At 69.0% G+C, this 24,180-nt stretch carries 20 protein-coding genes and 1 tRNA gene; 5 read left to right on the top strand and 16 right to left on the bottom strand.

What is annotated here, in order from left to right:
- Positions 1-112 precede the first annotated feature (112 nt).
- Positions 113-1,114, top strand: a complete 1,002-nt coding sequence (locus ABVN73_RS16100) for an aldo/keto reductase (protein ID WP_353860631.1) — start codon at positions 113-115, stop codon at positions 1,112-1,114.
- 72 nt (positions 1,115-1,186) lie between these two features.
- On the opposite strand, the gene pyk is transcribed toward ABVN73_RS16100, so the two are convergent.
- A complete protein-coding gene (gene pyk, locus ABVN73_RS16095; RefSeq protein ID WP_014198596.1) occupies positions 1,187-2,605 on the bottom strand; it encodes a pyruvate kinase in 1,419 nt (472 codons plus the stop codon).
- 373 nt (positions 2,606-2,978) lie between these two features.
- Between pyk and ABVN73_RS16090 the strand changes: the two genes are divergently transcribed.
- The gene (locus tag ABVN73_RS16090) at positions 2,979-6,743 is read left to right on the top strand and encodes an autotransporter domain-containing protein (protein WP_353860630.1); all 3,765 of its coding nucleotides are present in this window, start codon (positions 2,979-2,981) and stop codon (positions 6,741-6,743) included.
- Positions 6,744-6,747: 4 nt separating this feature from the next.
- Here ABVN73_RS16090 and ABVN73_RS16085 read toward each other — a convergent pair whose 3' ends face one another.
- Complete coding sequence (locus ABVN73_RS16085) at positions 6,748-7,722, bottom strand: alpha/beta hydrolase (RefSeq protein ID WP_353860629.1); 975 nt, start codon at positions 7,720-7,722, stop codon at positions 6,748-6,750.
- 178 nt (positions 7,723-7,900) lie between these two features.
- Positions 7,901-9,325 carry an FAD/NAD(P)-binding protein gene (locus tag ABVN73_RS16080; protein WP_353860628.1) on the bottom strand — a complete coding sequence of 475 codons (1,425 nt, stop codon included), beginning with the start codon at positions 9,323-9,325 and terminating at the stop codon, positions 7,901-7,903.
- A 195-nt stretch (positions 9,326-9,520) separates the two neighbouring features.
- Here ABVN73_RS16080 and ABVN73_RS16075 point away from each other — a divergent pair, with 195 nt between their 5' ends.
- Complete coding sequence (locus ABVN73_RS16075; RefSeq protein ID WP_353860627.1) at positions 9,521-10,525, top strand: C-terminal binding protein; 1,005 nt, start codon at positions 9,521-9,523, stop codon at positions 10,523-10,525.
- 10 nt (positions 10,526-10,535) lie between these two features.
- Here the strand turns inward: ABVN73_RS16075 and ABVN73_RS16070 are convergent, their stop codons facing one another.
- From ABVN73_RS16070 to ABVN73_RS16030, 9 genes are all read right to left on the bottom strand, one after another.
- Positions 10,536-11,618 (bottom strand): malate/lactate/ureidoglycolate dehydrogenase, encoded by a 1,083-nt coding sequence (locus ABVN73_RS16070; protein WP_353860626.1) that lies wholly within the window; start codon positions 11,616-11,618, stop codon positions 10,536-10,538.
- 2 nt (positions 11,619-11,620) lie between these two features.
- Positions 11,621-12,862, bottom strand: a complete 1,242-nt coding sequence (locus ABVN73_RS16065; RefSeq protein WP_353860625.1) for a threonine synthase — start codon at positions 12,860-12,862, stop codon at positions 11,621-11,623.
- A gap of 51 nt (positions 12,863-12,913) precedes the next feature.
- On the bottom strand, positions 12,914-13,810 hold the full coding sequence (locus ABVN73_RS16060; RefSeq protein WP_353860624.1) for an ABC transporter permease: 897 nt from the start codon (positions 13,808-13,810) through the stop codon (positions 12,914-12,916).
- Positions 13,807-14,655: an ABC transporter ATP-binding protein gene (locus ABVN73_RS16055; RefSeq protein WP_353860623.1), complete on the bottom strand. Its 849-nt coding sequence runs from the start codon at positions 14,653-14,655 to the stop codon at positions 13,807-13,809. Before ABVN73_RS16055 ends, ABVN73_RS16060 begins: the two co-directional genes overlap by 4 nt.
- Before the next feature lie 4 nt (positions 14,656-14,659).
- Positions 14,660-15,682 carry an ABC transporter substrate-binding protein gene (locus ABVN73_RS16050; RefSeq protein WP_353860622.1) on the bottom strand — a complete coding sequence of 341 codons (1,023 nt, stop codon included), beginning with the start codon at positions 15,680-15,682 and terminating at the stop codon, positions 14,660-14,662.
- Between the two features lie 169 nt (positions 15,683-15,851).
- The gene (locus tag ABVN73_RS16045; protein ID WP_353860621.1) at positions 15,852-16,754 is read right to left on the bottom strand and encodes a TauD/TfdA family dioxygenase; all 903 of its coding nucleotides are present in this window, start codon (positions 16,752-16,754) and stop codon (positions 15,852-15,854) included.
- 56 nt (positions 16,755-16,810) lie between these two features.
- A complete protein-coding gene (locus ABVN73_RS16040; RefSeq protein ID WP_353860620.1) occupies positions 16,811-17,008 on the bottom strand; it encodes a hypothetical protein in 198 nt (65 codons plus the stop codon).
- Positions 17,009-17,011: 3 nt separating this feature from the next.
- The gene (locus ABVN73_RS16035; protein ID WP_353860619.1) at positions 17,012-18,037 is read right to left on the bottom strand and encodes an ABC transporter substrate-binding protein; all 1,026 of its coding nucleotides are present in this window, start codon (positions 18,035-18,037) and stop codon (positions 17,012-17,014) included.
- Positions 18,038-18,503: 466 nt separating this feature from the next.
- Complete coding sequence (locus ABVN73_RS16030; protein WP_353860618.1) at positions 18,504-19,055, bottom strand: lysozyme; 552 nt, start codon at positions 19,053-19,055, stop codon at positions 18,504-18,506.
- A 95-nt stretch (positions 19,056-19,150) separates the two neighbouring features.
- Here ABVN73_RS16030 and ABVN73_RS16025 point away from each other — a divergent pair, with 95 nt between their 5' ends.
- Positions 19,151-19,987, top strand: coding sequence for a DUF1796 family putative cysteine peptidase (locus tag ABVN73_RS16025; RefSeq protein ID WP_353860617.1), 837 nt, complete (start codon positions 19,151-19,153; stop codon positions 19,985-19,987).
- Between the two features lie 43 nt (positions 19,988-20,030).
- On the opposite strand, the gene ABVN73_RS16020 is transcribed toward ABVN73_RS16025, so the two are convergent.
- The 3 genes from ABVN73_RS16020 to ABVN73_RS16010 form a co-directional block, all read right to left on the bottom strand.
- Positions 20,031-20,684: an IS630 family transposase gene (locus tag ABVN73_RS16020; protein ID WP_353857768.1), complete on the bottom strand. Its 654-nt coding sequence runs from the start codon at positions 20,682-20,684 to the stop codon at positions 20,031-20,033.
- Positions 20,636-20,995: an IS630 transposase-related protein gene (locus ABVN73_RS16015; protein ID WP_353857512.1), complete on the bottom strand. Its 360-nt coding sequence runs from the start codon at positions 20,993-20,995 to the stop codon at positions 20,636-20,638. The genes ABVN73_RS16020 and ABVN73_RS16015 overlap by 49 nt, the downstream gene beginning before the upstream one ends.
- A 453-nt stretch (positions 20,996-21,448) precedes the next feature.
- A tRNA-Ser gene (locus tag ABVN73_RS16010) sits at positions 21,449-21,542 on the bottom strand.
- A gap of 197 nt (positions 21,543-21,739) precedes the next feature.
- Between ABVN73_RS16010 and ABVN73_RS16005 the strand changes: the two genes are divergently transcribed.
- Complete coding sequence (locus tag ABVN73_RS16005) at positions 21,740-21,973, top strand: hypothetical protein (RefSeq protein WP_353860616.1); 234 nt, start codon at positions 21,740-21,742, stop codon at positions 21,971-21,973.
- 27 nt (positions 21,974-22,000) lie between these two features.
- On the opposite strand, the gene ABVN73_RS16000 is transcribed toward ABVN73_RS16005, so the two are convergent.
- On the bottom strand, positions 22,001-24,115 hold the full coding sequence (locus ABVN73_RS16000) for a PAS domain S-box protein (protein WP_353860615.1): 2,115 nt from the start codon (positions 24,113-24,115) through the stop codon (positions 22,001-22,003).
- Positions 24,116-24,180: the final 65 nt, after the last annotated feature.

Here is a 24,180-nt window from a genome sequence, read left to right as displayed (position 1 = left end):
TCGGCATTGTCCAGCTTATCGGATCAATGGGGCCGGGTCATCATCCCCAGGTCATTATTCAGAGCAAGACGGCACCGGAACGGCGCCGCGACGGACGGAGAGGATCAGGAACATGGAACAGCGCACGCTCGGGGCCGCCGGCCCCGCCAGCTCGGTCATCGGTCTCGGCTGCATGGGCATGTCGGACTTCTACGGTCCCGCCGACCAGGAGGAGAGCATCGCCACGATCCACGCGGCGCTCGACGCCGGGATCACCCTGCTCGACACCGGTGACTTCTACGGCATGGGGCACAACGAGCTGCTCATCCGCGACGCCCTGCGCGGGCGCGACCGCGACGGGCTGCTGATCAGCGTGAAGTTCGGCGCCCTGCGCGACCCGCAGATGGGCTGGAACGGCTACGATTCCCGCCCGGCGGCGGTGAAGAATTTCCTGACCTACTCGCTGCGCCGGCTGGGGGTGGACCACATCGACATCTACCGCCCGGCCCGGCTCGACCCGAGCGTCCCCATCGAGGACACGGTGGGCGCCATGGCCGACATGGTGAAGGCCGGCTACATCCGCCACATCGGCCTGTCGGAGGTCGGTCCGGAGACGATCCGCCGCGCCGCCGCGGTCCACCCGATCAGCGACCTGCAGATCGAATACTCCCTGATCTCGCGCGGGATCGAGGAGGCCATCCTGCCCACCTGCCGGGAGCTTGGCATCGGCATCACCGCCTATGGCGTGCTGTCGCGCGGCCTGATCAGCGGCCATTGGAGCAAGGACCGTGCGGGCCAGGATTTCCGCAGCCGCAGCCCGCGCTTCCAGGGCGAGAATCTCGATCGGAACCTGGCCCTGGTCGAGCGCCTGCGGGACATCGCCCAGCGCATCGGCGGTTCGGTCGCCCAGGTCGCCATCGCCTGGGTGGCGGCGCAGGGCCGCGACATCGTCCCGCTGGTCGGCGCCCGTCGCCGTGACCGTCTTGCCGAGGCGCTGGGCGCCCTCGACCTCACCCTGTCGGCGGAGGATCTGGCGCAGCTGGCCGAGGCCCTGCCGCCCGGCGCCGCGGCGGGCGAGCGCTACCCGGAGGCGCAGCTCGCCCACATGGATAGCGAGACCTACAAGGGGCGCTGAGGTTTGCCCCCACCCCGGCCCTCCCCCGCTTCGCAGGGGAGGGTTAGGGAGGGGGCAACCGCCCCCCGCGCCTTACCCCTCGACCTGCACCACGCGCAGGTTGTTGGTGGTCCCTGCCTTGGCGAACGGGATGCCGGCCACCACGACCATCTGGTCGTTGGGCTTGGCGAAGCCCTCCTCCTTGGCGAAGCCCAGCGCCCGCTCGACCATCTCCTCGTAGGTGTGGATGTCGGCGGACAGGACGCTGTGCGCGCCCCAGAGCAGGGACAGGCGGCGCGACACCGCGGCGTGCGGCGTAATCGCCAGGATCGGCACCGCCGGGCGCCGGCGGGCGATGCGCGCCGCCGTGGTGCCGCTGGAGGTGTAGGCGACGATGGTCGACGCGTGGATCACCTCCGCCAGATCAGCGGCGGCGGCGGCCACCGCGTGCGGCGCGGTCTGCTCCTCGCCGGGGTCCGACGCGTCGATGATCGAGCGGTAGAGCTTGTGCTGCTCCGTGCTGCGGATGATGCGGTCCATCATCTCCACGGCCTCCACCGGGAAGGCGCCGCTGGCCGATTCCGCCGACAGCATCACCGCGTCGGCGCCGTCATAGATGGCGGTCGCCACGTCCGACGCCTCGGCCCGCGTCGGAGTCGGGGCGTTGACCATGGAATCGAGCATCTGCGTCGCCACGATCACCGGCTTCACGGCAAGGCGGCAGGCACGCACCAGCTCCTTCTGGCGGCCGGGCACCTCTTCGTGCGGGATCTCGACGCCCAGGTCGCCGCGGGCGACCATGACCGAGTCCGACAGGCGGATGATGTCGTCGATGCGGTCCAGAGCCGCCGGCTTCTCGATCTTCGACATCAGCCCGGCGCGGTCGCCGATCAACCCGCGGGCCTCCAGCAGGTCGGCGGGCTTCTGCACGAAGGACATCGCCACCCAGTCGACGCCCAGCTCCAGCCCGAAGGCGAGGTCGACGCGGTCCTTGGCGGTCAGGGGCGACAGCTCCAGCACCGTGTCGGGCAGGTTGACGCCCTTGCGGTTCGAGATGGTCCCGCCGATCACCACCTTGGCGTCGATGTAGTCGTCGCCCAGCCCAGTCACGGCGACGCGCACGCGCCCGTCGTCGATCAGCAGATTGTGGCCCGGCATCACCGCGGCGAAGATTTCCGGATGGGGCAGCGGAATCGCGGTCTTGTCGCCGTCGGCGCCGGACAGGACGAAGCGGATCGATTCGCCGGCGGCGACGGTGATCTTGCCGTCGCGGATGGTGCCGACGCGGATCTTCGGACCCTGCAGGTCCTGAAGGATGCCGATGGGGCGGCCCATCTCGGCCTCCAGCGCGCGGATGGCGGCATGGACCTTGGCGTGATCCTCGTGCGTCCCATGGCTGAAATTCAGGCGGAAGGTATCGACGCCGGCCAGGAACAGCCGCTTCAGCATCTCGGGGGTGTTGCTGGCGGGACCGACCGTGGCAACGATCTTCGCGCGGCGGTGACGACGCATATAGTTTCGGCCTCTTGGGCCGCCTCCTTGATGGAGTGTCGAATGGCGGGCATGCCGGGTGGGAACCGGGCGGCCATGGAACCGCCCGGCTGCCGTTCACATTGGTGGATGATCGGCCGCTGACAACCTCCAGGGCTGCAATAAAGCCCCGGCTGTGACACAGCCGCCGCCAACCGGCCGCTCCCCGGGTCCGTTCGTACACCCAATCATCACCGATCCGTCACCGAACGGTCACGCAAGGCCGCTATCACTCGCGCCGGCTGAGCGCTCGCCTTGGATTCCACCGCCACGCGCCGCGCCGCGCCGTCCGCAGGGCGCCCGCCTTTCGCAGGACATCCTCATCATCGACCGCGTCATCACAGGGAGTGTGACCATGCCGACCCGCCAAGGGCTCTTGGCAACCACGGCGCTGCACGGCTGCGTGGGCCTTCTGCTGTTCGTGTCCAGCCCGGCGCTGGCCCAGTTCGCGGTGACGGGCGGAAGCACGGTCACTTCCCCGCAAACCCTGTCGGGCAGCCAGACCGGGACCATCGCCGCCGGGGGCACGCTGCAGACCTCCGGCGCCGCGGTCACGCAGAGCGGCACCGCGAGCAACGTGGTGCTGGACAACGCCGGCACCATCCGCTCGACCGGCGGGCGCGGCTTCGACAGCTCGGGCGGCAACACGGTGCGGACGCTGACCCTGACCAACCGGGCCGGCGCGGTGATCCAGTCCGACGCCAACGACGCGGTGCGCATCAACACCAACATCACCAGCGGCGGAGTCACCATCGACAACGCCGGCACCGTCCGCGCCGCCGCCCCCACCGACCCGGCGAGCGCGCTGCAGGGCCAGGCGCTCGACCTGCGCACGATGAACACGGCGGGCGTGACGCTGAGCGTCATAAACCGCGCCACCGGCGTTATCGAGGCGCTGAACGACGACGCGCTGCGGCCCGGCCTGGACGCCGTCATCGACAATTCCGGGATCATCCGCAGCTTGGGCGCCAACACCAGCGGCGGCGCCAACGGCACCGCCGACGCCATCGACGCGGGCGGGCGGACCGGCGTGGCCGTGACCAACCGGTCGGGCGGCCTGATCTCCGGCGCGCGGCACGGCGTCACCGCCGACACCGACATCACCGTCGTCAACGAGGCCGGCGGGACCATCATCGGCCGCAACGGCTCGGGCGTCGGGTCCGACGGCAACGGCACGGTCATCAACCGCGGCGTGATCTCCGGCGACTATGCCGGGGCCGGCAACATTTTCAACAGCAGCGGCGTCGCCTCGACCAACGGCGATGGCGACGGCGTCGACATCGATCACATCGGCACCATCGTCAATGAGGGGACGATCCGCGGCACCGGGGCCGGCGGCGTCGATTCCGGCGGGCGCCCGAACGGTGCCGACGGCATCGCCATGGGCGGCGGCACCATCACCAACACCTCCGGCGGAGTCATCTCCGGCACCGGCCACGGCATCCTGGTCGACGACGGGGCGGAGGGGGCGGCCTATGGCGCCACCACCATCACCAACGCCGGGCGCATCGAGAGCCGCGACGGTCCGGCAATTACCCTGCTCGGCCCCCACGCCAACACCATCACCAATTCCGGCGCCATCACCGGCGGCGGCAGCGATCCCATCGCCATCGCCTTCGGTGCCGGAAACGACCGGTTGGTGATCCAGGGAGGCTCGATCACCGGCAAGGTGCTGGGCGGCGGCGGGACCGACGCGCTGGAGGTCCGGCTCGGCAACGGCGGGCGCTACGTCATCGGCGCGCGTGACGTCTACAGCGGCTTCGCCACCGCGACGGTCGGCAGCGGCACTCTGGTGGTGAACGGCCCGCTGGCGCTCGGCAGCGCCCTGACCGTCGCCAGCGGCGCCACGTTGTCCGGCACCGGCACCATCACCGTCCCGGCGGCCACCGTGGCCGGCACCGTGACTCCGGGAGACGGCGCGTCCGGCACGCTGGCGGTGGCGGGCAACCTCGCCTTCGCCGCCGGCTCCCGCCTCCAGGTCGGCATCGACCCCGCCGGCAACGCCTCGAAGCTGGCGGTCGGCGGGGCGGCCACCGTATCCAACGGCGCCACCGTCCAGGTGACGGCGGCGGACGGGCTCTACCTGACCGGGCGCAGCTACGAGATCCTGACCGCGTCGGGCGGGGTGACCGGCCAGTTCGGCGCCGTCGAGCGGCTGAACCCGGCGCCGCTCGGCGCCGGCACCCTGGCGCTGAGCCGGACCGGCACCGCCGTCCTGCTCCAGTTGAATCCCGGAAACCCGTTCAACGGGCAGCGCAACAGCGTCAACATCGCCAACATGGACGTCGGCTTCGCCATCGCCGGAGCCGGCGGCACCGACAGCCTGACGCTGGAGGGCCGCTCGACCGTCCGCGCCGACGTGTCGAACCTCGCCCAGCTCCAGATCGGCACGAGCACCGGCACGGCGACGGGCGTGACGCTGGCCTCCGGCACGCAGTCGGTCGCCGCCACGACGGTGAAGACGAACGCCCAGCTCGCCGTCAACACGCGCCTCACCAGCCCGACCGTGACCGTGGAGCGCGGCGGCCTGCTGTCGGGCGACGGGCGGATCGCCGGCGCGCTGACCAACGCCGGCACGCTCAGCCCCGGCAACTCGCCGGGCATCCTGACCGTGGAGGGGAGCGTCGCCAACGCCGCCGGATCGACCCTGCGCGTCGAGATCGACGGCCCCACCGCCGGGACGGGCGCCGGCTTCCACGACCAGCTGGCGGTCACCGGCACGCCCGGCACCTTCGCCGCCGGCGGCACGCTGGTCCCGGTCACCCGCGGGATCAGCGGCGACGCCACCAACAGCTTCACGCCGCGCCTCGGCCAGGGCTTCACCATCGTCACCGCCAGTGGCGGCGTGACCGGCGCCTTCGCCGGCATCGCCCAGCCCGCCGGCGTCCTGCCCGCCGGCACGCGGTTCGACACCGTCTACGGGACCGACACCATCACCCTGATCGCCACGCCGGTCCGCTACGCCCGGCTGGCGGCGGCGGGGGTGCCGGCCACGGCGAACCAGTCGGCCGTCGGCGCCGCGCTGGACGCCGTCCGCCCAGCCGCCGGCGCCCGGCCGTCGGACGCGGCGAAGCCGCTGTTCGACGCCCTCTACCCGCTGTCCGGCCAAGCCATCCCGGCGGCGCTCGACAGCCTGGGCGGCGCCGTCCATGCGGAGGCCATGACCGCCGCCCGCGACACCGCCCGCCTGTTCGGCGACGCGGTGCAGGGCCGCATGGCCGCGCTGCGCGCCGACGGCCTCGCCACAGCCATCGCTCCGCTGGCCACGCCGGAGGCGGAGCGTGGAACGGCGCTCGGCCTGTGGGCGCGGGCGGTGGGGCGCTTCGCCAACTCCGATGGCGACGGCAACGCCGCCGGCACCCGGCAGCGCAGCGGCGGCCTCGCGATGGGCGCCGACCGCGCCCTCTCCGACGACCTGACCGCCGGTGCCGCCTTCGGCTACCAGCGCACGGCGGTGGAGGTGCGGGGCAGCGGCGACCGGACGGACATCGACAGTTACAGCGCGGCGCTCTACGGCACCTACCGCGTCGGCGCGTGGTTCGCCGAAGCCCAAGCCATGTACGGCTTCGGCCAGTACGACGCCCGCCGCGTCCTGCGGATGGGCTCGGCAGGCGGCCTGGACCGCCGCGCCGATAGCGACAGCAACGGCCACGTCTTCGGGGCCGCCATCGGCACCGGCTACGCCGTGACCTGGAACGGCGCCCGCATCGAGCCCTTCGCCGGGCTCCGCTTCGACCGGGTGACCCGCGACGGCTTCAGCGAGACCGGCGCCGGCGCGCTGGGCCTGTCGGTGGACGACACCGACCTGAGCACGCTGCGGACCAGCCTGGGGCTGCGGACGAGCTGGCGCCTGACCGCCGGCGAGACGGCGTTGGAGCCCGAGCTGCGCGCTCGCTGGGACCACGACGTCCTCGACGTTGCCGCGCGCAGCGGGGCGCGCCTGCTGGGCGCTTCCTACACGGTGTCGGGGGGCCAGCCGGGACGCGACGCCGCGGTGCTGGGGGCGGGCCTGACGGCGGCACTGGGCGAGCGGTTCCAGGCCTACGGCAGCTACGACGCCGACCTGCGCCGCGACGCCACCGGCCACACGCTGAGCGCCGGCCTGCGCTACCGCTGGTGACCGGTCAGGCGTCCAGGTGGCGGCGCACCGCCAGGGCGGCCTGCAGGACGGCTCCGTGCGCGCGGTCGACCAGACGGGTCGCGGTGGCGAAGGAATGAGGCAGCCCGTCATAGACGGCGAGCCGGTGCGCAACCCCCACCTCGGCCAGCCGCTCCGCCAAGCGGAGCGTGTCGTCGCGCAAGCAGTCAAGGTCGGCGGCCAGCAGCAGCAGGGGTGGCAGGCCGCGCAGGTCGGCCAGCAGCGGCGCGGCGCGCGGATCATCGGGACTGGCGGCGCCGAGATACTGCCGCCAGTACCAGCGCATCCGCGCCGTCGTCAGCCCGTACCGCCCGTCGCCGAACCGGCGGTGCGACAGCGTGTCGAAGTCGTGGGCGAACATGCCGTAGAACAGCAGTCCGAAGGCCACCGGCGTCTCCCCCGGCGCGCGGGCGGCCAGGGCGAGGCCGAGCGCGAGGTTGGCCCCGGCGGAATCGCCGCCCACCGCGATCCGCTCCGGGTCGATGCCATGGGCCCGCCCGGCTGCGCCGACCCAGCGCAGGGCGGCCAGCGCCTCCCCGTGCTGGTGCGGGAAGCGGCGCTCCGGCGCCAAGCTGTAGCGCACCGCGCAGACCACGGCGCCGCTGTGCCGGGCAAGCAGCCGCAGAAGCCGGTCGTGGGTGTCCACGCTGTTCACGACGAAGCCGCCGCCGTGGAAATAGAGCAGCACGGGCAGGCGTTCCACGCCGCGGCCCGCCGGGCGGTAGAGCCGCAAGGGCAAGGGACCGGCGGGACCGTCCACCATCGTCTCCGTCACATCCGCGGCAAGCGGCGTGGGTCCGTTCAGAAAGCCGTGGTAGCGCTCCGCCGCCGCGCGGGCCTCGGCGAGCGGAAGGCTCAAGGGATCGGCGGGGGCGGCACCGAGGCGGGCCGCCGCCTCGTTCATGGCGATCACCTGCGGGTCCAGGCGGTCCGCCACGGGCCGCAAGATCGTGTCCGGCATGGCATCCTCCTTCTCAACCGAAGCGACGGCGCACAGCCGCGCGGACCGGGAGCGGTGCCGGCCAACCGAAAGGCGCCCCCCGGTTGCCGGATTGAAATCAACATTGGACAACATGATAGACGATAAATCTATCATGGAAATAGGTTTTTTCGTCCTAAAATAACATTTTTTATGTGTTTTATGCGGCGGAGCTTTTCGCGAGGTTCCGGCGGGCGAAAGTTCGCGCGGCGTCCGCGCATTGGCTGCGCAGTTCGGGAACCGCGGTCATCTCCCAGAAGGGGGCACGGCTGACCGGGCCGAGCGCGAAGAGACGGTCGGACACCACCCCGCCCTCCCCGATCAGCGCCCCGTCCTCGGTGACGTCGAGGCCGAGGCGCAGCGGGTCGGGGCGCGCCAGCCCCTGCTGGAGCAAGGCGCGCATCAGCGGGTGACGGATGCGCCCGAAATCGCATTCGGTGCCGGTCGCGTTGACGATGGCGCCGACCGTCCGCGTCCATTGCGCCTCCTCGGCGCCCCGCGCGCGGACCGTCGCCTCCACCCCATCTGCGGTCGGGGCCAGCGACTGGAGACGGCCGGCGCGGACGGTCAGTTGTCCGCTCGCCCGCAGGGCCTCGATGCGCGCGGCCACCTCCGGCGCCATGCGGTGGCGGTGCACCTCCCAATAGGGCCGGGCGTGGCGCAGGAAGCGCTGCCGTTCCTCCAACGGCAGATGCTTCCAGATCAGCGGGTGGAACGGCCGCAGGGAATCGAAGGCGGCGCGCCAATCCAGCCCCTCCTCGCGCGCACGGCGGACGTCGGCCTTCAGGGCAATCAGCACGTCGAGCACGGTTCCCGGCATCGTCTGGGGGTGGACGAAGCTCTTGAAGGGGCGCGTCTCCAGATGGGTGGTGGGCAGCAGACCGCGGCGCGACAGCGCCAGGATCGGGCCGCGGTGTCCCTGGTTCTCCAGCGACAGCACGACGTCGACCATCGTCAGACCGGTGCCGAGAATCAGCACCGCCGCGTCGGAATCGATGGCGGCGACGGCCTCGCGGTTCCAGGGATCGCCGATGAAGCGCTCCGACGCGAAGACATCCGGCGCCGCGACGGGCGGCGGCGAGGGCGGAAAATGCCCGACGCAGAGCACCGCCCGGTCCACCGCGAGGCTGGTCCCGTCGGCCAGCCGCAGACGGACGCCCTGACCGACGGCGTCCTCCACCGCCGCGTCGACCACCTCCGCCCGCACCGTGTCGAGCGTCACATGGGCGGGGGCCTCCGCCTGGGCCTCGCGCAGCACGTCCTGGATGTACGCGCCGTAGAGCCGGCGCGACACGAAGGCATGACCGCTGGGCGGCACGTCGCCGCCGAGGTCCTTCGCCCACAGCCAGCGCAGAAAATGGCGCGGGTCATCGGGATAGGCGCTCATGTTGTAGGCGCGCACGTTCAGAAGGTGCGCCGCGCTGTCGGTGGAATAGGCCAGACCGGCGCCCACCGTGCCGGCGCGCTCGATCAGATGGATGCGCGTCGGTTCCTCCGCCTTGCGCAGAAGGTGGGCCGCCAGGATACTGCCGGTGAAGCCGGCGCCGACGATGGCGATGCTGTGCGCGGTGTCATGGGACGGCATGCTCGTCGTTCCTCTCCCTGTGTTCAGCACCCCGCGGGGCGCCCCCGAATTGACATCATTAGACCACCAGCAATCCCTATTTAACAAGTTGGCTTTTGCCGTGATCCATGTGCTTTTATGTCAATCACGCCAAGAAGCACCTGATGAAACTGTTCAATGTTCCTTGACCAGCCGGAGCCGGACCGCAGAATGACCATGGGCAAGCGTGCACCCTTCGTCGTCGGAATCACCGACCACATGATCCCCCCGCCGGACCTCGAGGCGGCGGTGCTGGACGGCTGCGCCGAGGTGGATTTCCTCGACACCCGCCGCGAGGAGGATCTGGACCCGGAGCGGCTGGCCCGGCTGGACGCGCTGCTGGTGTGGAGCACCCGCATCGGCCCGGCGACGGTGGCGAAGCTGCCGCGCTGCCGCGTTGTCGTGCGGTTCGGCGTCGGCTACGACAAGGTCGACGTGGCGGCGCTGGAGGCCGCCGGCATCCCCTTCTGCAACAACCCGGACTATGGTACGGAGGAGGTGGCCGACCACGCCGTCTCCCTGCTGCTCTCGCTGCAGCGCCGCCTGTGGGAACACGACGCCCGCGCCCGCGGCTACAGCACGACGTGGCAGGCCAACACCCTGACACCGCTGCGGCGGTCGAGCGCGGCGACGGTCGGCGTCGTCGGCGTCGGGCGGATCGGCACGGCGGTGGTGAACCGGCTGAAGCCCTTCGGTTATCGCATCCTCGGCTACGATCCGCAGCAGCCCGCCGGGCACGAGAAGGCGGTCGGCTACCGTCGGGTCCGCCGGCTGGACGAGCTGCTGGCCGAATCCGACATCGTGACGGTCCACTGCCCGCTGACGCCGGAGACCCGCGGCCTGATCGACGCGGACTTCCTGGCGAAGCTGAAGCCCGGCGCCCTGCTGGTCAACACGGCGCGCGGCGAGATGTTCGCCGGCCTTGACCCGCTGGAGGCCGCGCTGCGCAGCGGACAGGTCGCCGCCGTCGGGACGGACGTGCTGCCGACCGAACCGCCCGCCCCGCACCCGCTGCTCGACGCGTGGCGCCGGCGGGAGTCCTGGCTGGAGGGGCGTCTCGTGGTCACGCCGCACAACGCCTTCCATTCCGACGAGGCGGCGATCGAGATGCGCCGCAACGCCGCCGAGACCGCCCGCCTGTTCCTAGAGGACGGGGTTCTGCGCAACCGCATCCTGCCCTGACCCCACCCGGTCAGCCCCGTAGAAAGACCGGAACGTCGAGGCCGAGCGCGCCCCCGATGTCGTGCAGGGCGCGCACGGTGTCGGGGTCGAGCGTGATGCCGCGCTCCGCGGCCAGCGCCCGGCTCCGCCGCTCCGGCCCGCCGGGCACCAGAACGCCGTCGCCGCCGGGGACCGGCGGGGTGTCCTGGATGTGGTCCAGCACCGCGTCGGTCAGCGCCTGCCAGTTGCCGCTCCCCGCGTCGCCCCCGGACTCGGCCACCCGCGCCGGGTCGATCAGGAAGGCCAGCGCGTTGTTCACCACACGGCCCGGACGCAGATTCTCGGGCAGTGCCGGCAGCCCGCCGGCCAGAGCCCCGGCGAGGATCTCGCAGGCCAGCGCCAGACCGTAGCCCTTATGACCGCCAAAAGGCAGGATCGCGCCGGTCGGGTCGCGGAACATCACGCCGGGGTCGCGCGTCGGCGCGCCCCGCTCGTCGATCAGCAAGCCGTCGGCGACCTCCTTCCCGGAGGCCGCGGCGACGCGGCACTTGTTGGCCGCCACCGCGCTGGTCGCGAAGTCCAGCAGGAAGGGCGGATGGCCCGGCGTGGCGGGAACGGCGATGCAGATCGGGTTGGTGCCCAGCCGCGGCCGCCCCCCGCCATGGGGCGCGGCCAGCGGGCGGCTGACGACGTTGACGAAGATGACCCCGATCAGTCCGGCCGCGATGCACTGCTCGCCGTAGGAGCCGACCCGCCCGATGTGATGGGCGTTGCGCAGGGCGAGCACGCAGGCCCCGCCGGCCCTGGCCCGCGCGATGGCGAGGTCCGTCGCCTCCCGCGCGATCACCTGCCCGTAACCGACATCGCCTTCGACCACCAGGAACGGCGCCTCGTCGCGGACGACGCGGGCGTGCCGGTTGGGTTGCAGGTGGCCCAGCTCCAGGCTCTTCGCGTAGACGGCGATCTGGCACACACCGTGGCTGGCGTGGCCGGTGGCGTCGGAGTCCACGAGGTTGGCGGCGACGATGGCCGCCTCCTCCGGGCTGCTGCCGGATCGTTGCAGGATGGCGTCCACAAGGGCCACCAGACGGTCCGCCGCGTAAGGACCGCTCATCCTCAGAACACCGAATAGTCGATGGGCTGGTGACGGTCGAGCGTCCGGCGGACCGGCGGCAGCGGGTACTTCAGCCCGGTCGCGCAGTTGAACAGCACGGCGCGCTCGTCGCGGCCCACCCGCCCGTCGGCCAGCGCCTGCTTGTAGGCGGCGTAGGTGGCGGCGCCCTCCGGGCAGAGAAGGAAGCCCTCCTCCCGCGCCGCCTCGTCCAGCGCGGCCTGGATGGCCTCGTCCGGAACGGCCACGGCGAAGCCGCCGCTCTCCCGCACCGCGCGCAGGATCAGGAAGTCGCCCACCGCCTGCGGCACGCGGATGCCGGACGCGATGGTGTGGGCGTCCGTCCAGCGCGGCGCGTGCTCCTCCCCCGCTTCGTAGGCGCGGACCATCGGGGCGCAGCCGGCGGCCTGAACGGCGACCATGCGTGGACGCTTGGAGCCGATGAAGCCGATGGCCTCCAGCTCGGCGAAGGCCTTCCACATGCCGATCAGCCCGGTGCCGCCGCCGGTCGGGTAGAAGATGACGTCCGGCACCTCCCAGCCGAGCTGCTCGGCCAGTTCCAGGCCCATGGTCTTCTTGCCCTCGATCCGGTAGGGCTCCTTCAGGGTGGAGACGTCGAACCAGCCGGCCTTGGCCTTGCCCTCCCCGACGATCTTGCCGCAGTCGTCGATCAACCCGTTGACGCGGTAGACCGTGGCGCCCTGGAGTTCGATCTCGGAGACGTTGACCTCCGGCGTGTCCTCCGGGCAGAAGACCGTCGTCTTGATGCCCGCCCGCGTCGCGTAGGCGGCCAGCGCCGCGCCGGCGTTGCCATTGGTCGGCATGGCCATGTGCGTGATGCCGAAGGCCTTGGCCATGGACACCGCCATGACCAGCCCGCGCGCCTTGAAGGAGCCGGTGGGCAGACGCCCCTCGTCCTTCACCAGAAGTTCCGCCGCCCCCAGCTTCGCGGCGAGCCTGGGCAGCGCAACCAGCGGGGTCACCGCCTCGCCCAGGCTGACGATGTCCCGCACCCGGCGCACCGGCAGCAGTTCGCGGTAGCGCCACAGGTCCTGCGGACGTTCGGCCAGCGCGTCCTTGGTCAGCGCGCCGCGCACCCCCTCCAGGTCGTAGCGGACCAGCAGCGGCTTGCCCGCCCTGGACAGGTTGTGGACGGTGTCGGCCTCGTACCGCTCGCCGGTGTAGGCGCATTCCAGATGCGTGACGAAGGTCGGGCGCTCGGTGGTCAGATTGCTGTCGAAAGGCACAAACGGGTTTCCTTGCTCAAGGCTCACTTCATTCCCCACCGGGGAAAGGGCTCAGCGGACCATGCCCCACTTGCGGACGGTGTGGGTCTCGATCCAGCGGAAGACGACGTTCTCGACGACGAGGCCGATCAGGATGACGGTGACGAGACCGGCGAACACCTTGTCGATGTACAGCTCGTTGCGGTTCTGGAAGATGAACCAGCCCAGCCCGCCCTTGCCCGACGACACGCCGAACACCAGCTCCGCGGCGATCAGCGTCCGCCAAGCGAAGGCCCAGCCGACCTTCAGCCCGGTCAGGATGGCCGGGAAAGCCGCCGGGATCAGCAGGGTGACGACGTAGCGGATGCCGCTCAGCCCGTAATTCCGCCCCGCCATGCGCAGCGTCTCCGACACCGAGGTGAAGCCGGCGTGGGTGTTCAGCGCCAGCGGCCACAGCACCGCGTGGACCAGCACGAAGGTCAGGCTGACCGCGCCCAGCCCGAACCACAGCATGGCGATGGGCAGCAGCGCGATGGCCGGCAACGGGTTGAACATCGAGGTCAGGGTGGACAGCACGTCGTTGCCGATGCGCGTGGACACCGCGAAGCTGGTCAGCAGCACGGCCAGCACCACGGCGATGGCGTAGCCCTTCAGCAGGACCGACAGCGACACCCAGGCCATCGACAGCAGGTTCTCCCGCCAGATTGCCTCCCACAGCGCCGTGACGGTGGCGGTGAAGGTCGGGAACATCAGCGGGTTGTTCTGCCACGCCGCGGCGACCTGCCAGAGCAACGCCACCGCGGCCAGAACGGCGAAGCGGCGGAGCGCGGTAATGTTGCCGATCCGCTCCCAGAGGGACAGCGGGCGGGCCACGTCGCCGATCGGGCCGGTGGTGGCGACCGCCCGCTCGTACTCCGGGCGGACGGGCGGCACGCGGCGGCCTTGGGGCGCCAGGGACAGGCCGGTCATATGTGCGCTCCCTTCACCGCTTCCACCTCGTCGGCGAACAGCATGGTGTGGATGCGCCGGGCGCTGTCCTGAAAGGCCGGGCTGCCCACCGCGACATGGTCGTAGCCGTCGCAGTTCAGTTCCGCCTTCACCTGCCCGGGGTGCGGCGACAGCACCAGGATGCGCGAGCCGACGACCAGCGCCTCCTCGATGGAGTGGGTGACGAACAGCACGGTGAAGCGCAGATCATCCCAGAGCTGGAGCAGCTCCTCCTGCATCTTGCGGCGGGTCAGCGCGTCCAGCGCCGCGAAGGGCTCGTCCATCAGCAGGATGTCCGGCTCCATCGCCATGGCGCGGGCGATGGCGACGCGCTGCTTCATCCCGCCCGACAGCATGTGCGGATGCACGTCGGCGAACTTGGACAGGTTCACCCGCGCGATGCAGTCCAGCGCCTTCTCCTCGGCCTCCCAGCGCGACGCCTTGCCGCTGGCGAGCAGCGGAAACATGACGTTCTGCTTGACCGTCTTCCAGGGGGGCAGCTGGTCGAACTCCTGGAACACCATCATGCGGTCCGGCCCCGGCCCGGTCACCGTGCGACCGTTCAGGCGGATGGCGCCCTCAACCGGCGCCAGGAAGCCGCCCACCGCCTTCAGCAGCGAGGACTTGCCGCAGCCGGACGGCCCCAGCAGGACGTAGCGCTCCGCCTGGAACACTTGGAAATCGACGCGGTAGGTCGCGGTCACCAGATGGCGGCGCGTCTTGTACTGGAGCGTCACGCCGGACACGTCCAGCAGCGGGCGTTCGGACACGCCGGCGCTGCCCACGCCGTCGGTGTCCACGCTAGCGGGATAGGTGAAGGCGTTCATCGGATCAGCTCCCGGTTTCGGCGTGCAGGTCCTCGAAGAACAGGTCCTTCCAGGAGGCTGGCTTGTTCTTCATGGCGCCGACCTTGTGCATGAAGTCGGCGAAAGCCCCGACGCGGGCGGGGGCGACGGTGAACTGGTTGTCCGGGTCGTCGAGGATGCCGACGACGAAGGCCTTGTCGAGGTCGCCCCGGTTCTGCGCCAGATAGATGTCCGCCGCCGCCGAATGGTCGGCGTTGATGACGTCCATCGCCTCCTTCAGCGCGCCGAGGAAGGCCTGATAGGTCTTGGGATTCTTGGTCCGGAAGGCTTCCTTCGCCCAGATCAGGTTGAAGGTGTGCGGCCCGCCCAGCACGTCGTAGGAACTGAAGACCTTGTGGATCTTCGGGTCGCGCAGCTGCTGGTACTGGAACGGCGGGCCGGAGATGTGGCCGGTGATTTCCGACGAGCCCGACAACAGGGCGGCGGTGGCGTCGGGGTGCGGCAGCGAGACGGTAAGCTTGTCGAGCGCGTCGAACTTGCCTTCCCCGAACTCCTTTTCCACGGCCATCTGGAGCACGCGCGCCTGGACGCCGACCTTCACCGCCGGCAGGGCGATCTTGTCCTTGTCGGTGAAGTCCTTGAGCGTCTTGACGGTCTGGTTGGTGGTGGTCAGGAACAACGGCATGCTGTTCAAGGCGGCGATGGCCTTGACGTTGGCGTTGCCCTTGGTGCGGTCCCAGATGGTCAGCAGCGGACCAACGCCGGCCGAGCCGAGATCGATGCTGTCCGACAGCAGCGCGTCGTTCATCGCCGCGCCGCCGGAGAGCTGCACCCACTCCACGGTGATGTCGAGGCCCAGCGCCTTGCCGTGCTTCTCGATCAGGTTCTGATGGCGCAGCACGTGCAGCGGCAGATAGCCCAGCCCGTACTGTTCGGCGATCCGTATCCGGCCTTCCGCCGCCGCCGGACCGGCCAGCGCTGTGGCGGCAAGCCCCAGCCCGGCCAAGGCGCAGAGCGCACGGCGGATGACACGTCCAGGGTTGACCATACGAACCTCCGCTAAATTTTACCTAATCTCTAGTAGGAAAATGACATCATGATTCCACGAACGTTTCAACAAGGAAAATTGCCATAAACAACAGTATTTTATAGTGTTTTTAAGTCGGGAAACGCCGGCACCGGCGTGGAGGGACCCCATGCCGGTGCCGGCGAGACGATCAGGCGGCGATGCTCGGCTTGCGGCCAAGAACCCGGGTCACGCTGGGACGGCCATCCACGCCGACCACCACGTCACCCGCCACCGTCGTCCGGCGCACGACACGCGGACGGTTGCCATAGTCGTCGACGGCGCGATGGATGGTGGCCCGGTTGTCCCAGATCGCCACGTCGCCCGGCGACCAGTGCCAGCGCACCGTGTTTTCCGGACGGGTGGCGTGGTCCGTGAAAATGCCGATCAACCGGTTGGAGTCGGAGGTGCCGAAACCGATCAGCCGTTGCAGGAAATGCCCGACCAGCAGCGTGCGCTCGCCGGTGACCGGATGCACGGAGACCAGCGGGTGCTCCGTCTCGTAGACGGTGGAGGTGAAGACCTCGTTGAAACGCTTCAGCCCATCCTCGCGGACGTTTCCACGGTCACCCACGTAATCGTACTGGTTGGTGTGGATCGTCCGCAGCTTGTCGGCCAGTTCGCGCAGCGGCTCCGGCAGTTCGGCGTAGGCAGCCGCCGTGTTGCCCCACAGCGTGTCCCCGCCCCGGTCGGGCAACTCGTGGGGACGCAGGATGGTGATGCTGGGGTAGGCGTCGAGGAAGGTGATGTCGGCGTGCCAGGAACTGGCTCGCTCTCCGCGGGAGCCGTCCACGTCCAGAATGCCTTCGGTGCCGCCGAGCGACGGGACGGTCGGATGGCCCACCAGCTTGCCCCACAACCGCCCGAACGCCTCCTGCCGGGTGTCGTCGATATGGTGCTGGTCGCGAACGAAGATCACCTTGTGCTCATAGACGGCGTCCTGGATCGCTTTCAGCACCGCCGGGTGCAGATCGCCGGACAGGGTGACGCCGCGCAGTTCGGCGCCGATGTTGCCATTGATGGGCTTGATGTCGAAACCGCTGGGAAGGCTCATCGGACGGGCTCCTTTGGGAAGACGGAAGGAATGGACAGGCGGAAGCGCCGGTGGTGTCAGGCGGCTCGGAACCAGGCGAGCAGCGCGACGGCACCAAAGGCCAGCAGCACGAGGGCCACCGACAGGGTGTGGAGACGGCGCGGATCGAGCGACGGATCGGCTTCGCCGGGGTCGGGCATCAGCAGCCACAGCGCCATGGCCTCGGGAAGGGACAGGCAGACCGGTGCCGCCGGCGGTTCACGGTTGCTGGCCATGGCTCAGCTTCCCGTTTCGCTGTGCAGGATCGGGAGGGTGTAGTCCTTCCACGAGGCCGGCTTGGTTTTGATCGAACCGACCCGGTGCATGTAATCGGCGATCACGCCGGTGTTGTGCGGGATCTGCGAATAGCTGATGTCCGGGTTGTTCAGCAGCGCCACAACCTCGTCCTGGGTCAGCTTGCTGCGCTCCTCGGCCAGATAGATGCGGGCGGCTTCGGCCTTGTCGCGCTTGATCAGCGCGAAGCCGTCGCCCATCGCCTTCACCACGGCGGCGGTGAGTTTCGGGTTCTCGTCGTGGAACTTCTGCGTGGTGTAGCTCAGCACCAGAGTCGCTTCGCCGATGAGGTCGCGCGAATTGAAGATGCGATGGACGTTCGGGTGGGCGAGTTGAAGGGTGCCGTAGGTCGGCGTGGTGACGTGGCCGGTGATTTCCGTCTTGCCGGAAACCAGCGCCGCGGTCGCGTCCGGCGGGCTGAGTGGCGTCGTCAACGCTTCGAAATCGTAATGATGCCCCGGCCCGAACTCCTTCTCCGCGGCGATCTGGAGAATGACCGAGTTGATCGACACCTTCACCGCCGGGACCGCGATGCGATCCTTCCCGGTCAGGTCGCGGATGCTGCGGACGTCGGGGTTGTTGCTGTTGATCCAGAAGGCGGAGGAGTCCAGCCCCGAGATGGCTTTCACGCCGATGCCGCCCCGTGTCCTGTCCCAGGCCGCCAGAAGCGGAGAGATGCCTGCGGAGACGATCTGCGCGTTGCCGCTCAGCAGCGCGTCGTTGGCGGCCACGCCGCCGTTCAGGACGAGCCAGTTGACCTTGACCGGCCCGATTCCGTCCGCCGCGGCGTGTTGTTCGATCAGCCCCTGATTCTTGGCGACCATCAGGGGCAGATAGCTCAGCCCGTATTGGATGGCGATGGTCACCTCCGTCGCTTCGGCCCGCGCGCCGCTAGTTGGGACAAGGGCCACGCCCACCGCCAGGGTCAGGCCGAGAAGGGCCCGTCCCATGGTGGAACCGATGCGTTTCACCTCCGCTGTCATTGAAGCCTCCCAAGAATACGCGCCAGGGTTGATCGACACCCAGATCACACCAATCTTGTGACGCTTCGTCAATTGAAATCTACTTTCTAAGTAGATTTGTGTAGAGGAAATTTACAAATATTTTTTGTTTATACAGCAGGCGTTCATCTCATCGCCTGGGACAGGGCGACCTCGCGTCTGTTGCCCTTGATGAGTGAGAGTGCAGGACTGGAGGACAGAGCTGTGAGGCAGCAGAGGGCCGGACGATCCAAATCCATCACGGCGGCGGTTCGGTGTGGGACCGTCGCGTCGGCGTTGCTCATGGCAGCCTGCGCCAATCTCAGCCCGCCACCGCAGGCCGCCCCGGAACCCGGCGCAGTGAACGCGCTGGATCGCCTAAGCTCAAATCCATGCAATCACGTCGTTGCGTCATCCCTCGCCGGGGTGCGGATACCGGTGTCCGACGTGCGTTATCTCACCTACGGTCTGTATCGAGACATCCGGCGGGGCGAGATTGTCGGTTACGATGCTTGGATGGGGCTGAACAGCCAGCCGGGGGCCGTCGTGGTGCAGCTCGACGCGCTTTGCGCGCCACAGCAGATCTATGCCCGCGGTGGCGCTCGGCTGCCGGACGTCCGGTGATCCATTTCGGAAACTCGGCCGCCGCCCCGGCATAATCGTGCCCGCTCAGCAGGCGCAGCAGGGTCGAGGACTGCAGCGCGCCGGCCCCCAGGTTAAACACGAAGGAGACCAGGGCGCTGCGCTGCCGATCGGTGATCGGCACCTTGATCAACCGGCCGACGTCACGGGCAGCGTCGGTCATATCGGCGCGCAGGAAGACCTCGGCCTTGAGCCAAGTGATCGCCTGGCCCATCCGCACGCCTGCTGTGTGGCCGCAACTGACGGTCGGCACGCCGGCGGGGCACAGATAGGCGGTGAGGTAAAGCCCCTCCGACTGGCGGACGAGAGCCAGGGCGTCGGGGTGGATCTCGCGCAGCGGAGTCGCGCCGGAGGGCGTGGGGTTCACGATGATCCTTTCGTTTCTGAAAACGAGAAGCCGCGCCCTGGTGCTGGACGAGAGGAGGTTGCGGACCAAAAATGTGCGCGAATGGGAGGCGAGACATGCCGGAAGCAATCGACTTAAGACCGACATTCGTCCATGCGTGCTATGTGGGGTTGCTGGGGCGGGAGCCGGACCGGTGGGAAGTCGATCACCATCTCGGCCACCTGGACATCGGCGACGCCTACAGCCTCGCCGACATGATGCGAGCCTTCCGGCAGTCCCCTGAGGGCGCGTCTTTGCTGGTCCCGCATTTCCAGGCGGCCATGCCGGCGGTCCGGAGCATCGACGGGCGGCCTGCTCGTCACGTCGTCGCGCTGGGGTCGCACTGCTTCACCACGGCCCATCTCGCGCGTGCCGGGCTTCGGCGATGGGCCTCGCCCTTCGATTGGGTGCGCTTCCCCCCGGCGGTCGCGCGATTCTGCCTTGAGGACGACTTCCGCCTCTATCTGGACGGCACCATGTACGACGGGCACGAGCACGCCGGCTTTCGGGCCGCCTATGGCCTGGGCGACATGTTCCCGCACCACGACCTTGCTGACGAGGCCGTGCGCGCAAAGCTGCGGGACCGAGTGGAGCGGTGGCGGAAGGTGATGGGGCTGGGCGACCCGACGCTGTTCGTCGTGGTCACGCCGGGGATTGAAAACCTCCAGCGCTTCCGCCCGATGCTTGAGACGCTTCAGGCGACGACCGCGCGCCCCGGCCTGCTTTTCGTGGTTGTTGAGCCGCCCGATGCCTCGCTGCCGGTCGCCCAGGTGTCGCTGCAGGATTCCGTCGGTTGCAGCGCCGTTGCGTGGCGGATGAGGCCGACGGGCGAGTTGGGAGCAATGCGCTTCGATGCGCCGATGGACGAGATGATTGTCCACCGGCTCATCCGCGAGTTCTGGATTGACGCCTGACGAGGGTCAGACGTCGGTGGCGCCGGCTAAAGCGGATTTCGGTTCAGTTTAGATTCGGGTAGCCGCATAGCTTAAACCACGCTTTGGCGTCGGTAGCGGTGATCGCATTGAGGGCTGGGCCGAGTTCCTCGTTGAGGGCCTCGACGGTGCGGGCTTCCTTGGCGCGCAGGATTCCTTTGAGCTTGGCCCAGCCGGGCTCGATGGGCGAGAGGTCGGGCGAGTAGCGCGGGAGGAAGCGGACACGGATCCCCGCCGTCTCAAAGGCGGCGAGGATATCGGCCCGCTTGTGAGCGGAAAGGTTGTCCATCACGACCACGGCGCCGGGTTTGTCGCGCCGAAGCACGGGCAAGAGCACCTGCTCGACAAAGGCGAGAAACACGGCCGAGGAGGTGGACGCCTCGATGCTCATGGCGGCCAGCATGCCTTCGGCGCTCAACGCCCCGAGCACCGTGACGCGGTGCCACGACCCACAGGGCACGGATCCGAGCGCCCGCTGGCCGCGCGGCGCCCGGGCCTGGGTGGGCGTCATCTGGGTGTTGATGCCGGTTTCATCGAGGAAAACCAAACGCGCCGGTTCATGGACCACCGCATCGTCCCGGTAGGCCGCGCGTTCCGCGGCGATATCCGCGCGCTCTTGCTCGCTGGCCCTCAGCGTCTTTTTTTGCGCGCCAACCCCAGCCGCTTCAAGGTGCGGCACACCACCGCCGGGCTCAGCGCGATGCCGGTGCGTGCGGCCAACCGGTCGCGGTACTGTGCCAGTGTCGCGTCATTATCCTCCCGCACCAAGGCCCGCAGCACGCTCACGCCCTCCGCGTCCAGTTTGGCTGGTACGCCGCCGGCATGCGGCTTGGCGACCCGCCGCCCCTCAAGGCGTGCGGCCCGCACCCAGTTGTACGCGCAGGCTCGGCTGATCTGGAAGCGCCGCGCCAGCAACTCGGGGCCGCCCTCGTGGCGCTCATAAGCCAGCAGAACCCGTTCGCGCAGATCGGAGGAATATGGCTGGCCCATGGCGCGCGGTCCTTCAGCTGTGTCTTCCTCCAACCGCTCAGGCCAGCCAAAATTCCGTCTATACTCAGCGACAATCCGCTTTAAGCCGGGCGTTCTCTTCAGCGCTGCGTAGATCGCCTCTCGCGTGACGTCAGCATCCCCCGTAACGCCGAGCGCGCAGAAGTCCAAGCGAACGTTGCCACCCACCATCGGCTTGTCGCCGGCACACCGTTCCGCCCCTTTCGCTGCCACGATCTGCGGCACGGTTTTGCGATTCGGGCGCTTCAGAACAGTGGGACATCTACGCCCTGTCCAAGCATCTGGAGCACAGCAGCGTGAAGACGACGGAGATCTATCTTGGGTACGTGCCGAACCGTGTCGGCACAAATCCCGGCACACACATAGCGGTTTCTCCCGGGTTGTAGCCCCAGGAGAAACCGCAAAATCAACGCTAATCGCTTGATTTAAAATAAGTGGCGGAGGGGATGGGATTCGAACCCACGATAGGGGTTTGAGCCCCTATAACGGTATAGCAAACCGCCGCCTTCAGCCTCTCGGCCACCCCTCCTGCCGAGGCGGCGCTCTGTGGCGCCGCTGGCGTGGGTGCGTTCTAACGATCCGGATGGGGCCTGTCAACGCTTACTCTCCAAAAATGTGATCACGCTACGAAAGATCGAAATCTGTATAAAATTTTATGTACTTTTTAGAAAATCACAGGTAGCTTACCACCAGAACGCGATCGCAATCCTTGGTCGGGGGGACGCCATGAGCCTGTCACGTCGTTGCGCCGAAACGCTGATCGATCTGGTCGAGATCAAGCTGAGCTGCCTGGAGATCACCGACCGCGAGGATCTGCGCGAGAAGGAACTGCTGTTGCGCTGCGTTCAGGAGCTGAAAGCCGAGGTGCGGGGGGAAAGCGGCGCCACCGCCGCCTTCACTCCACCCAAGCGGCGGGGCCGCCGTCCCAAGCATCTGCAGTTCCAGGACCTTCACGCCTGATGCACGCCTTCGGCGGCCGGGCCGCCGTCAGACGGGCACCGCCGGCCCCGGTTCGGGCGGCTGAACGGCCGCCGGAACCGTCTCCCGGGCGACGCGGCGCGGCAAACGCAGGGTGAAGCCCGTCCCCTGCCCGGCCGCCGACCGGACCGCCACCGTGCCGCCCAGCACGCCGGTCACCGTGCTGTGAACGATGTGCAGCCCGAGACCCGAACCGCCCTCGCCCCGCTTGGTCGTAAAAAAGGGTTCGAAGACCCTCGGCAGATGATCGTCGGGAATGCCGAACCCGTCGTCGGAAAATTCGATGACGACGTGATCGTCGCCATCCGCATGGGCCGCGATGCGGATCGTTCCCCGCTGGTCCTCGCCATAGGCGTGGATCAGCGCGTTGATCACGAGGTTGGTCAGAACCTGGCTCAACGCACCGGGAAAGCTGTCCATCTCCAGCCCCTCCGGACAATCCACCTCCACCGCCACCAGCGTGCGCTTCAGCCGGGGCCGCAGGGAGAACAGCACTTCGTCGACGTAAATGCGCAGATCGAAGGTGCGCCGCTCGCCGGAGGTCTGGTCCACCGCCACCCGCTTGAAGCTCTGCACCAACGCCGCCGCCCGGTTCATGTTCGACACCAGCAGGCGCGCGGCCTCCGTCACCGTGTCCAGATACTCGGCCAGATTGGTCTTCTTCAACTGGCCCGAATCGAACCGGACGCGCAGGTCGCGGGCCTGTTCGGCGATGTGGCTGGCGGCGGTGAGGCCGATGCCGATGGGCGTGTTGATCTCGTGCGCCACCCCGGCCACCAGCTGGCCCAGCGAGGCCATGGCCTCCGCCTGGATCAGGCTCTCCTGGGCGGCGCGCAGGTCGGCCAGGGCGCGCTCCGCCTCGTCGCGGGCGGCCATCATGGCCGCCTCCGCCGCCTTGCGGTCGTTGATGTCATAGAGCCAGGTCAGCAGCGCCGGCTCGCCGTCCATCTCGATCTCGCCCCAGCTCGACAGCACCCAGACGACCGTTCCGTCCGGCTTGCGGAAGCGCACCTCGGCGTCGCGGAAGGGCCCCTCCCGTTCGAAGCGGTCGATCAGCGCTTGGCGGTCCGCCGGATCGGCGTACAACCGCTCGGCGGGCATCGGCAGAAGGTCGTCGCGCGACCGGCCGAGAATGATCTCCGACTGCGTGTTGCAGAACACGAGAAGACCGTCGCGGCGCGTGATGTTCACGGCGATGGGGCTGGCCTCCAGTATCCGCAGCAGCCGTTCCTTGCCGGCGCGGACCTCCTCCTCCTGGCGGCGGCGCTCGGTGATGTCGGTCATGATGCCGACGTAGCGCACCGCCCGGCCGGCGGAGTCGCGAATCGCCCGCCCCTGCGCGGCGATCCACATCCAGCCGCCGTCGGCGCGGCGCAGCCGGTAATCATAGGCGTAGGCCGCGGTCTCGCCGCGCAGATGGGCGTCGATGGTGGTCAGCACGCGCTGCCGGTCATCGGGATGCAGGCGCATCTCCCAGAAATCGGCGGGCATCTCCGGCGGCTCGGCGTAGCCAAGCATGCGCGGAAAACTGTCGGACCACCAGCAGGTGCCCCGCGGGATGTCGGTGTCCCACACCGCCGCGCCGGTGGCGTCCAGGGCCATTTCCAAGCGGTCAGCCAGATCGCGGCGAACCGCGTCGGCCTTCTTCTGCTCCGTCAGGTCGTAGAACCAGCTGATGTGGCAGCGCTGCCCCTCGAAATCGATGACGGTCGAACTCAGCGACCCCATGCAGGTTTCGCCGTCGCCACGGCGCAGCAACACCTCCTGCCCGTTGAAGCGGCCCTCGGCGTAGAGGCGGTCGATGGCCGTCCTGCGGTCCAGCGGGTCATGGTAGAGCGGCCACATGCCGTCGCGCTGCAACCGCTCGCCGCTGACTTTGAAACAGGTGGCGGCGCTGGGGCTGTGATAGAGATTGTCGCCGTCGCGCGTGTTGATGAGGACACCGATGGGCGCGGTGTCCAGGATAGCGCGCAGCCGATCCTCCGTCGCCGCGGACGCGGTGGCCGTTTTGTCGACCGGGGTTCGCTCCGCCACGCGCCGTGCCGCCAGCAAGCCGGCGAGAAATCCGGCCAGGAGACCGGCGAACAGCGCGAAAAGCGCTACCCTCAGCGAATCTGCAATCATTGGGCCTCCCGCCGGCTCCAATTGAAACCGACGGGAGAACAAAATCAATGGCTATGACGCCGCAC

Origin of the sequence: Azospirillum formosense, assembly GCF_040500525.1 — a bacterium.
Classification (GTDB): domain Bacteria; phylum Pseudomonadota; class Alphaproteobacteria; order Azospirillales; family Azospirillaceae; genus Azospirillum; species Azospirillum formosense_A.
This window is presented reverse-complemented; position numbering and strand designations above follow the sequence as displayed.